Raw genomic sequence first — 13,356 nt, forward strand, 5'->3', positions numbered from 1 at the left:
TAGATGGAAATATCTGGATTCTCTTTTGCATCCATGCAAAAATTAGTGCATGGCCGATCTGAACGACATCGCCGTTTTCGTAAAGGTGGCGCAGTACGGCAGCTTCAGCCGCGCTGCCCATTCCCTCGGCATGCCGGTATCGACCGTCAGCCGGAAGGTGACGTCGCTGGAGGAGCAGCTCGGCGTGACGCTTATGCAGCGGACGACCCGCAAGCTGAGCCTGACCGCGCAGGGCCGGGCCTTTTACAACAGGTGCAGCGAACCGCTCGCCCATCTCCTTGACGCCGAGCAGGCGCTCACCGAGACACAGAGAAAACCGGAAGGTCTGCTGAAGATCTCGGTGCCTGTCATCTTCGGGCAGGAGGTGTTCTACGAATTCATCTCATCCTTCCTGAAGACCTATCCCGATATCCAGGTCGATCTCTTCGTCACCAACCTGTTTCTCGATCTGATCGCTGAGAATATCGATCTCGGCATCCGCTTCGGCGAACTTAAGGATTCCTCCATCGTCGCGCAGCGGCTCGGCAAGAGCGTGCGTTATCTGGTTGCCGCGCCGGACTATCTGAAGGGCAGGGCGCCTCCCTCAAAGCCGGAAGACCTGAAGGACCATCAGTGCGTGCTCTTGAACGGCCGCAACGGCGAGGCGGAATGGCATCTCGTGAGCCGTCGCAAATCGGTTCGCCTGCATGTGTCGGGGTCGGTATCGAGCCGGGATTTCGACGCGGTGAGCGCCTTCACCTATCGCGGACATGGCATCGGCCTGCTGCCTTCGACTTATTGCGACGAACAGATCAGAAGAGGCGAACTCGTCCGCCTGCTGCCGGACTGGTCGTCCGAGGAAATTTTCGTGCACGCCGTCTATCCCACGCGCCGCTTCCTGCCCTCCCGATTGCAGGTCTTTCTCGAGGCGCTGAAAGCATGGAAGACCCCCTTGTGGCTTCCCTTGCATTGAAGGCTTCCGATTCCATCACCGAAAATTGAAGCCGTGCGCGTGGGCGAGCATCCTCCCTCGGCCAAGCTGTGTTAGAGTTCGCTGGCTTGGATGGCGCAGGGATTGGATTGCCAATGCTGACGACACTTGCGGTGCTTATGGGTCTTTCCGGCCTCGTCCCCATCGCGCAGGCGGGTGGAAGCGAGGTCGATGTGGCCCTCGTGCTTGCCGTCGACACCTCGCGGTCGATGGACTTCGAGGAGATCGGCATCCAGCGCGAGGGTTATGTCGAAGCGCTCAAGCACAAGGAATTCATCGACGCGGTCAAGGGCGGGCTGACCGGCCGCATTGCCATCAGCTATTTCGAATGGGCAGGCTATGTCGTCCAGGATTCCGTCATCGACTGGCAGGTGATCGAGACGGAAGAGGATGCGATTGCTTTTGCAGATAAACTCGAAGCCAGGCCGATTGCCACGCAGCGGCGCACATCGATCTCCACCGCTATCGCCCAGGGCACCAGCATGATCATCGCCAGCCCCTTTCGGGGCCGGCGCGAGGTGATCGACGTTTCCGGCGACGGCCCGAACAATTCCGGCAATCCCGTGACGCCCGCCCGCGACAGGGCGGTGGAAGCCGGCATGATCATCAATGGCCTCGCCATCATGCTGCGGCCCTCCGATGCACCCAGCGGGCTCGATAAATATTATGCGGATTGCGTGATCGGCGGTCCCGGCGCCTTCGTGCTGCCGGTCCGCAAAATCGAAGATTTTGCCGTTGCCGTGCGCCGCAAGCTGGTGCTGGAGATCAGCGGCATTTCCCCGCCGGCGACGATGCAGAAAACAGCCGGCGCCGAGACGGGTGCCGACTGCCTGATCGGTGAGAAGCAATGGCGGGACATCTTCGACCGTTGATGCCAGAACAGGATGATTTTAGGCCGGGTCGGCCTAAAATCTCAATCCTGTCCTGAATTACATAGTTAGAGCATGATGTCGTCCGAAAACCGCGCACACTCTTCGGCATCATGCTCTACCGGGTCAGCGCGCCGAAGTTATATCGGTCAGTATCTGGTAGGCGGCAGAGACGCGATCCTCGTTGGGATAGTTTTTGTTGGCCAGAATGACGATACCAACTCGCTCTTTCGGGATGAACGCGACATATGCGCCGAAACCATTCGTGGAACCGGTTTTATTGATCCACACATCGTCACGCGGTTTCATTGCGGGCATCAGTTGCTTGACGGGAATGGTCTTGAGCATCGCGCTGGAATTGTTGTCAATCAACGTCGTCAATGTCGCGGGATAGGAATACTGTTCCCAAATAAGGTCTTGGGTCATCGCGCCGACATCGAAGTATCCCTTGTGCGTATTCGTGATCGCCTGCTGCAGCTTATCGTCCAGCTCGACCAGACCCATGTTCGCGTCGATGAACCGGATCATGTCGCTTGCTGTGGATTTCACTCCATAGGCCTCGGACGAAAGAATGGCAGGTGTCATCCGAGCCGGCTCACCGCTTCGCTTGTAGCCTTGGGCATAGTCGACCATCCGCGATTTCGGCATATCAATAAACGTGCTTTTGAATCCAAGGGAGGGAAACAATTGGTCTTCCATAAGAGCTGCGAAGTCTTTGCCCATGCTTTTTGCCGTTATATATCCGAGCGCGCCGATGCTTGGATTGGCGTATGTTCGGTGCGTTCCGGCGGCAAATGATGGTTTCCAGGTTGCGAGATACTCCATCAGCTGCTTTTCGGTTTTTACTTCGTCGGGAAATTGCAGCGGAAATCCACCAGCCGTATGGGTGCCCAAATCCATCAGAACGACATCGCCGAACGGCTTTCCTTTCATCGACGGAAGATATTTGCTTGCCTTGTCCGACAGCGAAAGTCGGCCGGTCACGTCCGCGTAGGAGGTGAGGGTGACTGTCAACGTTTTGCTGATCGATCCCAGTTCGAACATGGTCGCCGGGGTGACGGGCCTGTCAGTGTCCTTCGACTCGACGCCGTAGTTGAAGATGTGGTTCTGTCCGTCAGCGGTGATGGCAACGGCAATGCCCGGAATGCCGTATTTATCCATGATTGGTTTTATCGCGGCGTCCGAGATGGCTTTTAGTTTCAGCTCGTCAGCCGCAAAGCCATTTGTGGAAATGCATGTCGAGACCAATGCGGCCGATAGAATTCCTATCCAATCACGCTTCATTTCTTCATCCTCTAAAAGCAGCTTCATCAGCGCAAAGGCGCATGAGGACGGCATTTAAGGGCACTGTTTTACGGCAGCAAACGATGATATCTCGGAGGAGATCCAAGAAAATCTAGGGCTAAGATGGTTCGGCAATTCCTCCCTTTAAATGGCTTGAGGGCCTTCGAAGCATCGGCAAGACATCTCAGCTTCACCCGGGCCGCGATCGAGCTTTGCGTTACCCAGGCCGCTGTAAGCCAACAGGTCAAAAGCCTGGAGAAACGATTGGGGGCTGCCCTTTTTCAGCGTCTCCCAAGAGGCTTGAAAATCACCGCTGAAGGCGAAGCTCTTTTGCCGACCTTGACCAATTCCTTCGATCAGATGGCGATCACACTGGACCGGATTGAAGCCGGGCAGGTTCGGGAATTGCTGTTCCTGGGTGTGGTCGGGACGTTTGCCGTCGGCTGGTTATTGCCAAGGCTTTCGGATTTTCAACAGCAGCACCCGTTCATCGATGTGCGCGTTTCGACAAACAATAATCGCGTCGATATGGCGGCCGAGGGACTGGACTTTGCCATTCGCTTCGGCAGCGGCTCCTGGCACGGCACAGAGGCGCTACGTCTGTTCGACGCTCCGCTCTCTCCTCTGTGCACGCCCAAATTGGCCGAGCGTTTGAGGTCGCCTGCAGACCTGGTCGAGGCGACGCTTTTGCGGAGCTACAGGGCGGACGAATGGAGCACCTGGTTTGCGGCAGCGAACATTCCTCCGGCGGCGCAGATAAACGCAGGTATCGTCTTCGACTCTTCCCTCGCCATGATGGAGGCGGCCCTGCAAGGACTGGGGATCGCTCTGGCGCCGCCGTCGATGTTTTCCAGACATCTATCCTCGGGGGCTATAAGGCAACCTTTTCCTACAACCATATCGTTGGGGAGCTACTGGCTAACCCGACTGCAATCGAGGCCGCCAACAGCGGCCATGCTCGCATTTTCCGATTGGATAACGTCGCAGATGTCTCCCGCATCGCAATGACGGCTTCCGGCGAGCCGGAGGCCGAGATCATCCCGACGCTCAAGGACTTGGCCGTCGAGGCTCGTGCCCTTCAGCCCGTTGGTCAAGGGAGCTCCTCCGACATGCTCCACCACCGCCGCTTTGCTTACGCCACACAGATGCCTGGCACGGCGACCTTCTGGAAGAGATGCGGGGAGGCGACCGCCGAGGACGGATAGTCCGAGAGCTTCGCCCGAAACTCCGGATGCGAGAATGCGGCCCGGAAGTCGGCGGTCGATTCCCAGACGGCATAATTGAGATAAGCAGGACTTTCGCCGATGGCGCGATGCATCTGGGTCGAGACGAAGCCAGGCTGCCGTTTCATGAAGGCCGCATCGGCCTGCCAGGCATCAAGGAAGGCCTGCTCGTCGGCCTTGTCGAGCGTGAAAAGGTTGATGAGGACGATCGCGGAGGCATCGATCGCGATTTGGCGATCGATCGGGAAGGCGGGGTCCATCGGGCGCATGAGCGACTCCATCTGATTTGGTTACATGATGTCAATCTGGTGATACGGATACATATTCAATTTGACACTATGATGTCAATATAGCTATATGGTGACAAATGCACGAACCCCAACGCACCCCGGCCGGAACAGCTTTGACCGACCTCATTCTGGATCTCTTCCGGCTCAACAACCGGATGATCAACGCGGGCGACAAGCTCGTCGACGGGCTCGGCCTGACCAGCGCCCGCTGGCATGTCCTCGGCACCGTCGCCACGGCAGGCCGGCCGCAGCCGGTCGCGTGGCTGGCGCGCGACATGGGCGCCAACCGCCAGAACGTTCAGCGTATCGTCAACGATCTGGAGAAGGAGGGGCTTCTGGCGTTCCAACCCAACCCGCACCACCGACGGGCACAACTCGTCGTGCTGACGGACAAGGGAAACCAGGCATATGAAATCGCCATGCGCCTGCAGGCCCCGTGGGTCGACATGCTCTCGGAAGGGCTTCAGGTCGAGGATCTCAAAACCACGCATGCCGTCATGAAGGCGCTGCGCAACAAACTGGAAGGACATGGAGATGTTGAAGAGCAGGCCTGATCGCTATGGCGCAATAGCGGTCTCGATCCACTGGCTGAGTGCGGTTCTGATCCTGGCACTGCTCGGCTCCGGCTTCCGGGCTGCCAACGCCATGGACGCCGCGACCAAGGCCGGGCTGTTGCGTTTCCACATTCCGATGGCGATCGTCGTCCTGCTTCTAACGGCTCTTCGCATTGTCTGGTGGTGGCGTTTCGATCGTAAGCCTGCGCCGGTGCCGGCATCGCCTCGCTGGCAGGAGCGCCTTGCGGGCTTTGTTCACGTCGCCTTCTACATTTTCATTCTCGGCATGGTCGCCAGCGGCATCGGGATGATGATCCTCAGTGGCGCTGCTCCCGCCATCTTCGAGGCAGCCGGCGCCACGCTGCCTGATTTCACCGCCTATCCGCCGCGTGGCCCGCATGGGTTCGGCGCCTTCCTGCTTGTCGGCCTGCTGGTCTTCCATGCCGGTGCCGCGCTCTATCACCAGTTTGTCCGCGGCGATCACCTGCTGCGGCGGATGTGGTATGGCGGCTGAGATCCCGCCGCGTTCGATGTCAAATGTTTGGCTTCTCGAAGATCTGTCAGGCGGCCGCGTTCGGGCCTGACTCAGGAGACGCAGATCGCCACGCCGGCAACGAGCTGGCCAGTGCCACGCCCAATTCGACGATCGACGATCAGCGGGACCGGCTCGACGGTATGGTGACCGCTGTGCACCAAGAAGGCGCGATGAAGCGCCGCGCCGTTGCCGCCGAGACGCTTCTCAAATGTCACCGTCTGCGTGATGCCGCCGCCCTTGCCTATAAGGGCAGCTGCTTGCCGGCCTGTTCGCTGACCATGTATTCGGCGTACCAGTCCGGCCAGTTCTCGTCGTGTTTGCCGCCGTTTCGCTTCTCGTGTTCACCGTGCGCGGTCGCCGCACGGCGCATGGCTGACGCGAGATCGGTTGAGTTGGTGAATGTCGTCCCGTCGGCGTCGATGCGTCCTGGCAGGCGCGTGGTGACTTCCTGGAACAGCCAGCCGTTGCCATCGGGATCCTTGAAGGAGGCGAAAGAACGGTAGCTGCGGTGATCGGGATCGCGGCCGGCAATGCGGAGCCGCCCGAACAGATAGGGTTCGTCCTTGCCGGCATAGACGCCGGCCGCGTCATGGAACACTTCGCTGACCTCGACGCCGCGGGCGATGAGATCGCGGCGGGCGGCCTCGATGTCGGAGACGATAAGATAGAGCCCCTGGGCGGAACCGGGGGCGGCGGCCGTGACGTTCTTGCCGAAGATGATCGCGCAGCCGGAGCCCGGCGGCGTAAATTGGATCACCCGAAAATCGGCATCATTGGCGAAGTCGGCGTCGAGCCGCCAACCCAGGCCGTCGTAAAAGCGCTTGGCGCGGTCGACATCGGAAACAGGGATGACGACGACCTCGAGCTTGGTGTCGACGGGATGTGTTTTCGGGGTCTGCATGGGGGTTTCGCTGCGCAGTGCATTGCTCATCTTAAGCTCCTTGGGGTTTTGGATGCCTTGAGAATTGCTGACGCGTGACGACCGAAGTTGACCACGGCGCGGTGAGGCCGTCGAATCAATTATTCTGTCTGATTTGACCGGTATTGGCGGATTCCGCGGCGACGCTAGGCGCGCCGCTCCCGATCCGCGGGGGTTGGCAAGGTCATGTCGATCTGAGTGGTCGACGGCGGGATTGGCCCGCCGTCTTCATCGGCTGTTGTTGTTCTGCTCGTCGAGCCGCTTTCACGCAGCGAGAGCGGCGCGGGTTTTGCCGATCGTCAGTGCCGCCTTTGCTGCCTCGCGCCCTTTCTCGACGAAATGTGAGCGGTAGATCTGCTTATGGTGCTCGGTTTCCTGATACTGATGCGGCGTCAGCGAAACCGACAGTACCGGCACACCGGTATCCATGCCGGCGCGCATCAGCCCATCGACGACGGCCTGGGCGACGAATTCGTGGCGGTAAATTCCGCCGTCGACGACGAAGGCCGCGGCAATGACGGCGCCGTAGCGCCCAGTTGCGGCAAGATCGCGGGAAAGCAGCGGCATTTCGAATGCGCCGGGAACATCGAACACGTCGACCTGCTCGGGCGGAACGAGCTGGTAGAAGCCCTCAAGGGCGCGGTCGACGATGTCGGCGTGCCAGCTGGCTTTGACGAAGGCGTAGCGGGTGGGTGTCACGGTAATCTCCTTTGGCGAACAGACACATCACCCAAGGCGATCACGAACGTTCCCGACAGCCGCAAGGGCGGCAGGAACGCACGTTCTCTTTCATCCGGACTATGACCGTCGGCTCAGGCATCTCACCTGATCTGCTGACCCTTCCTGAGAAGGCGCTCGCGGGCTCGCAATCAAAATTGCATACCGCCGGTAGGGACTTTCACCCCGCCCTGAGAACGGCGCGAACAATAGGGGGAAGGTGACGGGCTGGCAATAGGTCGAAATGCATTCGCGGCGGGAGCTGGATCAGGGCTCCCGACGCGGCGATTTCGCTTGTTCGTCGATCGCGACGGGCAAGCCACTTGCGGAGGATGGGCTCGCGCCTACATGCTCCCATTGAGGACATTCACGTCAGAATAGCACGGCAGGACAGGATGCGCCGCTCCACCGGAGGCGGGCAGGGCCGTGGCAACTATGGGAGAGAGAGATGCAAGACCCCTTCGTCGTCCGCCGCGAGGCGCATATCGCGGCGCCGCCGGCCGCGGTGTTCGCGTTGATGACCGACCCGGAAAAGATCCTGCGCTGGATGGGAACGGAGGCGCAGGTCGAGCCGCAGCCCGGCGGGCTCTATCTCGTCAACGTTACCGGTGCCCGCTTTGCACGCGGCTCGTTTCGTGAGGTGGTGCCGGTTCATCGCCTTGCCTACAGCTTCGGCTGGGACGGCAGCGAGGTGGTGCCGCCGGGGTCGAGCCTGGTCGAGATCGATCTGATCGAGCAGGGAGGCGGAACGCTGCTGCGGCTCACCCATAGCGGCCTGCCGAGCGCCGAGCAATGCGCCGGCCATGCGGAGGGCTGGGCACATTATCTCGGACGGCTGACCGAGGTTGCTGCCGGGGGTGATCCGGGTCCCGACCCTTTTTACGGCAGGACATGAACAATTCTTGCGGGCGGCGGGGGCGTCTCTGAAGGCGCTTGGCGTTGCGACAACAGCGGTCGGCGAGCGCTCAGACCGGCCGTGCGGAAGCGCTTCTTTTTCTCCCGCAAACATGAACGCGCAGTTCATCTCCAGTTCAATTTGGCGGTCATAAGCTGTGGACGGCTGGATTGAAATGGAGTTCTCGATGAAGGCACTTTCTATCGCGGCTGCCTTGCTCGCTGGCAGCCTCTCGTTCGGCACAGCGCAGGCGATGCCGATGGGGACAATCAATGTCCAGAGCAATATCACAACGGTCGACTACGCGTGCGGTCGCGGCTGGCATCTGACGCGCTGGGGCGAATGCCGGCGAAACTGGCGCCGCCCGCCGCCGGTCGCTTTTTACGGTGGCCCGCCGCGAGGGGGCTGGGAACGGCGTCACCGGCATTGGGATGGCCCGCGCTGGCGCCATGAGCGGCGTTGGGATCGCGACCGCCGTTGGCGGGATGATGACTAAGGGTCTCGCTTAGATGGACGAAGGCCGGAGCGATTTTCGCCCGGCCTTTTCTGATGAGACAGGTTCGCCGACGCTGACCGGCAGCGTCCTCCCGATTTGTTCGATACGGTCAGATCCTGCTGACGAGCCAGTACTTGTCGTCGATCAGCTCCTCGAGTTCGACGGGATCCTTGACGCCGAATTCGAACCATTCGACGAGTTCCTTCGCCTTGCGGCTGCTCTCCTCTGCCGTCAGCTCGACCTGATATCTTTCGCACCATCGCCGAAGGATCGACGTCAGCAGCGTCATGTCATTCCCATCCAGCGGATCTTTCGGCCAGAAAATCGTACCCATCGCACCCCTCAATCACACGATGACGACCGACCTTATAATGGAATCAAAGCCGTGCAAGTTTAAAGTGTTTATTTTTCGTTTTCCACCGCGGTGAATGGTTTTCGACAGGGATGCGGACGGCCTTTGCGGGCGACAGGCTGAGTCGCTGGAAACGTCCTCGCGATCACTCCGGGGATGTCCTTGCGGACGTCCACGTGGGCGTGCGATGTTAAGCGATGGATCTGCCATCTCCCCTTGCCTGGCTGGTTGACGAGGCTGGAGCCTCGCCTGGTCCCGAACGGTTTCTGGCCGAACTCGGGCGCCGGCTGCTGGCCGACGGACTGCCGCTTTCCGGCGGCACGCTGACGCTTTCGGTGCCGCATCCGATCATTGCGCGGCGCACCTGGCTGTGGCGGGCCGAGACCGGTGCTGTCATCGAGGCGCTGGCCTTTGCCGCGGCTCCGCAGAGCGAGGCCGGGCGCGACTGGCTGACCGCGCTCGGGCCGGTATGGGAGGAGCCAATAGGGCCTTCGCAGGATAGTCCCATGCTCGGCTGGGCGGGTATCGACAACGGGGCAGGGGGCGGCGCATTCGCTCCGGTCGAAGCCGACCGGCTGCGCGAGGTTGCGCGTTTTGCCGCTGCACCGCTCGCAGCGCTGGCGGCGCGGGAGGCGCGGGCAGCCCTGCTCGAAGCCTATCTCGGCCGCCGTAGTGCCGCCCGGGTGCAGGCCGGCGAGCTTGCCCGCGGCACCGGCGAGACCATACGCGCTGCTCTTCTCTGCGCAGATCTGCGCGATTTCACCGCGCTTTCGGAGGTGACGGAGCCGCACGCGATGATCGCGACGCTCAACGCATGGTTCGACCGCATCGCAGGCGCGGTGCAGGCCTTCAGCGGCGAGGTGCTGAAATTCATGGGCGACGGCGTGCTGGCGATCTTTCCGGTCACGGGCGCTTCCGACGACGCGGGAAGGATAAGCCACGGAGACCGAGAAGCCTGCGAGGCAGCCCTCAGGGCGGTTGCTGCCAGCCGTGCCGGCATGGTCCATCTCGACCAGATACGCCAGTCGCAGGGGCTGGCGCCGCTGCCCTTCGGCGCGGCGCTGCATTTCGGCGAGATCCTGTGGGGCAATATCGGCGCAGCCGACCGGCTGGACTTTACCGCCATCGGCCCCGCCGTCAATCTCGTCAGCCGGCTGGAAGGGCTCTGCAAACCGCTCGGCCGAAGCGTGCTGATCTCGGGCGCGGTTGCAGCGAATACGGCGACGGCCCTGATGCCGCTCGGAGAGCACAGGTTGCGAGGCATTGCCCAGCCTTGCGCGGTCTTCACCTTGCCGGAGAATTGAGCCGCAAGGCTGGGTGCCGTGAGCGGCCTTCGTTTACGCAAAGAAATCTTTGCAAAGATATGTTTGCAATAGTAGGCTGCCGGCATGAAAAATCCGCGCCCGCAGCCTGCCCACTTAGTCACCGCACCCCGCACCCTCAGCCGGGTCGTGCCCGATCCGACCGCGCTGAAAGCGCTGACGCATCCTGTCCGGCTGAGCATGCTCGGCATGCTCAGGATCGATGGGCCTGCCACGGCGACGCAGCTGGCAGTGCGGCTGGGCTTAAACAGCGGCGCGACCAGCTATCACCTCCGCCAGCTTGCCCAATACGGTTTCATCGAGGAAGCGCCGCATGCTTCACGGCGCGACCGCTGGTGGCGCGCCAGCCACGAGCTCACCTCGGTGCCGGCAAGCGAGGCCGAGGGTGAAGCGCTCGATCTCGACATCGCCTTCAACCAGGCTGCACTCTCGCTGCAGGTCGGCCAGATGCAGCAGGCGCTGGAGGAATATGCTGAGCTGCCGGCTGAATGGCGCAAGGCGACGGCTGCCGACGACATCATAATCCCGATGACGGCGGCACAGGCCGAGGCCCTGACGAAACGGCTGAGCGACATCATCCTGGAGGCGATGCGGGCGGCCCCGCCGCTCGGGGAGGCGGCGTCGCAGGAATCCGGCATGGTTCCCTTCTATGTTATGTTGCACGCCTTTCCCTATCCGGGCCGCGTTCCGCATCGCGAAGGGGAGGATAAGCCGTGAGACGGGGCGGGCCGTTCCTGGCGCTCGCGGCTGCCGAGACATTCTCGCTCTCCGGCACGCGGCTTTCGACCATCGCTATTCCCTGGCTGGTGCTGAGCACGACTGGCAGCCCGGTGCTGACAGGCCTGACGGCAATGATGGAGATGCTGCCCTATGTCATCGCCAAGGCGCTCGGCGGACCGCTGATCGACCGCGCCGGCGCCAAGAGCATCGCCATCATCTGCGACACGGCTTCGGTGCTCGTGGTCGCTCTGGTGCCGCTTCTCGATCTCTTCGGCATGCTTGGCATGCCGGTGCTGCTGCCGCTCGTCTTTGCCATGGGCGTGCTGCGCGGCCCCTCCGATGCGGCCAAGCAGGCGATGGTTCCCGATATCGCCACACTCGCCAATGTACCGCTCGAACGAGTGACCGGCGTTGCGAGCGCCATCGAGCGGCTGGCCTCGACGGCGGGCGCGGCCGGCGCCGGCGCTTTGATCGGGCTGATCGGCCCGGGCCAGGCGCTGCTCGTCAATGCCGCCACCTTCGCCGCCGCTGCGCTGATCGTTGCCGCGGGCATACCCGGGACGCGACGCGCGCCTGCGCCCGAAACTCGACCGGTCGAACGGGCGTCCTATCTCGAGGATCTACGCGAAGGCTGGCGCTTTCTGCGCGGCGATGCCGTGCTCGTCAGCATCGTCGCTATGGTGGCGGTCACCAATCTCTTCGACCAGGCCTATCATGCCGTGCTGCTGCCGGTCTGGACACGGGATGCCGGCCATGGCCCGGAGCTGCTCGGTGCGATGTTCGCCGCCTTCGCCGGCGCCTCGATCGCAGGCGCGGCGATTGCCGCGGCGATCGGCGAGCGCATGCCGCGACTGATGGTCTATACGGTGGCCTTCCTCCTGACCGGCTTTCCGCGCTTTCTCGTTCCGGCGCTGGACGCGCCCATCGGCCTCGTCTTTGCGACGCTCGCCATCGCAGGATTCGCGTCGGGCTTCCTCAACCCGATCCTGTCGGCGGTCATCTTCGAGCGCATCCCCAAGCCGCTGACTGGCCGCGTCACCGCATTGAACACAGCCCTCTGCTTCGCCCTCATCCCCTTCGGCGGCCTCGCCGGCGGCGCGCTGATCAGCGGGCTCGGCCTTGCTGCGGCGCTGTTCCTGATGGGGATTGCCTATCTCGCGGCAACGCTTGCGCCGCTTGCGCTGAAGAGCTTTCGCGGGTTTGACAGGGCCTCGCCTGAAGCGTCCAGCTCTAGCCGTGGCCAAGCTCCTCAACCATCAGGTCGATGAAGCGGCGGACACGGGGTTCCAGCAGGCGCTTGTCGGGATAGAGCGTGACGATCTTTGCGTCGTCGGTTTCGAGGTCGGCCAGGATCTGCCGAAGGCGGCCGGCAGCGAGATCGTCGGTGACGAGAAAATCGGGTAGCAGCGCGATGCCCAACCCCGCCAGGGCGGCGTCGCGTATCGCCTCGCCGCTGTCGAGCCTCAGGCGGCTGCGGCCTTGCGCCTTGATCCAGGAACCGCCTTTCCCGCGAAAGCGCCAGCCCTGCCTTTGATTGCGGCCGGCGAAGATCAAGCAGTCATGGACCGCGAGATCGTCGATATCGCGGGGCTCGCCGCGCTCGGCAAGGTAGGACGGTGAGGCGCAGAGGCGCGCCTTGTAGGTGGCGATCACGCGCGAGACCAGGCGGGTGTCCGACACCGTCGCCGTCGCGCCGATCCGGATCGCCAGATCGAAGCCTTCCTCGACAATGTCGGCCAGGCGATCAGTGAAGCTCACTTCGACCTGGATGTCGGGCCAGGCCCGAAGATATTTTTCAAGCAAAGGCAGCACGACGAGCCGCCCGAAAGCATCGGGAACGGCAAGCCGGAGAACGCCTCGCGGCGTGCTGTTCTGCCCAGCAACGCTCGCCTCCGCCTCGTCGACCGATGCCAGAATCTGCAGCCCGCGCTCGTAGAACATCCGGCCTTCGTCGGTCAGGCTCAACGTCCTCGTCGTGCGGTTGAGCAGGCGCGCGCCGAGCCGGTCTTCAAGGCGGATGACAGCCTTGCCTGCCGCCGAACGCGACAGGCCCATGGCCTGGCCGCCGGCGATAAAGCTTCCGGCATCGACGACGGCCATGAAGATCAGAATATCGTTCAGGTTGGTACGCGGCATCAGGCAACTCGAGCGGTTCGGCTACAGCCATAAGTCGGTCAGTCATGGGATCGTTCAAGGTTCGGACCATCAAC

Annotated in this window: 17 protein-coding genes and 1 riboswitch; of the genes, 10 read left to right on the forward strand and 7 right to left on the reverse strand. The window is 62.1% G+C overall.

Going from position 1 to position 13,356, the window contains the following annotated elements; genetic code table 11:
- Positions 1-49: 49 nt before the first annotated feature.
- Together HX899_RS20045 and HX899_RS20050 are read left to right on the forward strand one after the other, a co-directional pair.
- Entirely contained in the window at positions 50-952 is a 903-nt protein-coding gene (locus HX899_RS20045; protein ID WP_181293182.1) for a LysR family transcriptional regulator, read from the forward strand.
- Positions 953-1,065: 113 nt separating this feature from the next.
- Positions 1,066-1,842 (forward strand): DUF1194 domain-containing protein, encoded by a 777-nt coding sequence (locus HX899_RS20050; protein WP_181293183.1) that lies wholly within the window; start codon positions 1,066-1,068, stop codon positions 1,840-1,842.
- Between the two features lie 123 nt (positions 1,843-1,965).
- Here HX899_RS20050 and ampC read toward each other — a convergent pair whose 3' ends face one another.
- The gene (gene ampC, locus HX899_RS20055) at positions 1,966-3,123 is read right to left on the reverse strand and encodes a class C beta-lactamase (RefSeq protein WP_181293184.1); all 1,158 of its coding nucleotides are present in this window, start codon (positions 3,121-3,123) and stop codon (positions 1,966-1,968) included.
- A 123-nt stretch (positions 3,124-3,246) separates the two neighbouring features.
- Between ampC and HX899_RS20060 the strand changes: the two genes are divergently transcribed.
- A complete protein-coding gene (locus HX899_RS20060) occupies positions 3,247-4,131 on the forward strand; it encodes a LysR family transcriptional regulator (protein WP_181293185.1) in 885 nt (294 codons plus the stop codon).
- A 124-nt stretch (positions 4,132-4,255) separates the two neighbouring features.
- Here HX899_RS20060 and HX899_RS20065 read toward each other — a convergent pair whose 3' ends face one another.
- Complete coding sequence (locus HX899_RS20065; protein ID WP_407073933.1) at positions 4,256-4,615, reverse strand: antibiotic biosynthesis monooxygenase family protein; 360 nt, start codon at positions 4,613-4,615, stop codon at positions 4,256-4,258.
- Between the two features lie 98 nt (positions 4,616-4,713).
- On the opposite strand from HX899_RS20065, the gene HX899_RS20070 reads away from it, so the two are divergent.
- Positions 4,714-5,190 (forward strand): MarR family winged helix-turn-helix transcriptional regulator, encoded by a 477-nt coding sequence (locus HX899_RS20070; RefSeq protein ID WP_181293187.1) that lies wholly within the window; start codon positions 4,714-4,716, stop codon positions 5,188-5,190.
- Positions 5,171-5,704 carry a cytochrome b gene (locus tag HX899_RS20075; protein WP_138330635.1) on the forward strand — a complete coding sequence of 178 codons (534 nt, stop codon included), beginning with the start codon at positions 5,171-5,173 and terminating at the stop codon, positions 5,702-5,704. The genes HX899_RS20070 and HX899_RS20075 overlap by 20 nt, the downstream gene beginning before the upstream one ends.
- A gap of 71 nt (positions 5,705-5,775) precedes the next feature.
- On the opposite strand, the gene HX899_RS20080 is transcribed toward HX899_RS20075, so the two are convergent.
- The 3 genes from HX899_RS20080 to HX899_RS20090 form a co-directional block, all read right to left on the reverse strand.
- Positions 5,776-5,940 carry a hypothetical protein gene (locus HX899_RS20080; protein WP_173883624.1) on the reverse strand — a complete coding sequence of 55 codons (165 nt, stop codon included), beginning with the start codon at positions 5,938-5,940 and terminating at the stop codon, positions 5,776-5,778.
- A gap of 26 nt (positions 5,941-5,966) precedes the next feature.
- Positions 5,967-6,656 carry a VOC family protein gene (locus HX899_RS20085; RefSeq protein WP_180193827.1) on the reverse strand — a complete coding sequence of 230 codons (690 nt, stop codon included), beginning with the start codon at positions 6,654-6,656 and terminating at the stop codon, positions 5,967-5,969.
- Between the two features lie 252 nt (positions 6,657-6,908).
- Positions 6,909-7,343, reverse strand: a complete 435-nt coding sequence (locus tag HX899_RS20090) for a 6,7-dimethyl-8-ribityllumazine synthase (protein WP_181293188.1) — start codon at positions 7,341-7,343, stop codon at positions 6,909-6,911.
- Positions 7,344-7,421: 78 nt separating this feature from the next.
- Positions 7,422-7,564: riboswitch (FMN riboswitch) on the reverse strand.
- A 245-nt stretch (positions 7,565-7,809) separates the two neighbouring features.
- Here HX899_RS20090 and HX899_RS20095 point away from each other — a divergent pair.
- A complete protein-coding gene (locus HX899_RS20095; protein WP_138387248.1) occupies positions 7,810-8,256 on the forward strand; it encodes an SRPBCC domain-containing protein in 447 nt (148 codons plus the stop codon).
- A gap of 187 nt (positions 8,257-8,443) precedes the next feature.
- Entirely contained in the window at positions 8,444-8,752 is a 309-nt protein-coding gene (locus HX899_RS20100) for a GCG_CRPN prefix-to-repeats domain-containing protein (protein WP_138330638.1), read from the forward strand.
- A gap of 109 nt (positions 8,753-8,861) precedes the next feature.
- Here HX899_RS20100 and HX899_RS20105 read toward each other — a convergent pair whose 3' ends face one another.
- A complete protein-coding gene (locus HX899_RS20105) occupies positions 8,862-9,086 on the reverse strand; it encodes a hypothetical protein (RefSeq protein WP_003541104.1) in 225 nt (74 codons plus the stop codon).
- 215 nt (positions 9,087-9,301) lie between these two features.
- On the opposite strand from HX899_RS20105, the gene HX899_RS20110 reads away from it, so the two are divergent.
- From HX899_RS20110 to HX899_RS20120, 3 genes are all read left to right on the forward strand, one after another.
- Entirely contained in the window at positions 9,302-10,408 is a 1,107-nt protein-coding gene (locus tag HX899_RS20110; RefSeq protein WP_181293189.1) for an adenylate/guanylate cyclase domain-containing protein, read from the forward strand.
- Positions 10,409-10,492: 84 nt separating this feature from the next.
- Positions 10,493-11,143 carry a helix-turn-helix domain-containing protein gene (locus tag HX899_RS20115; protein WP_181293190.1) on the forward strand — a complete coding sequence of 217 codons (651 nt, stop codon included), beginning with the start codon at positions 10,493-10,495 and terminating at the stop codon, positions 11,141-11,143.
- On the forward strand, positions 11,140-12,414 hold the full coding sequence (locus tag HX899_RS20120) for an MFS transporter (protein WP_138330641.1): 1,275 nt from the start codon (positions 11,140-11,142) through the stop codon (positions 12,412-12,414). Before HX899_RS20115 ends, HX899_RS20120 begins: the two co-directional genes overlap by 4 nt.
- Here HX899_RS20120 and HX899_RS20125 read toward each other — a convergent pair.
- On the reverse strand, positions 12,377-13,282 hold the full coding sequence (locus HX899_RS20125) for a LysR family transcriptional regulator (RefSeq protein WP_181293191.1): 906 nt from the start codon (positions 13,280-13,282) through the stop codon (positions 12,377-12,379). The two genes, HX899_RS20120 and HX899_RS20125, sit on opposite strands and share 38 nt — an antisense overlap.
- Between the last annotated feature and the right edge of the window lie 74 nt (positions 13,283-13,356).

Source organism: Rhizobium sp. WYCCWR 11146 (assembly GCF_013591995.1).
Lineage (GTDB): Bacteria > Pseudomonadota > Alphaproteobacteria > Rhizobiales > Rhizobiaceae > Rhizobium > Rhizobium indicum.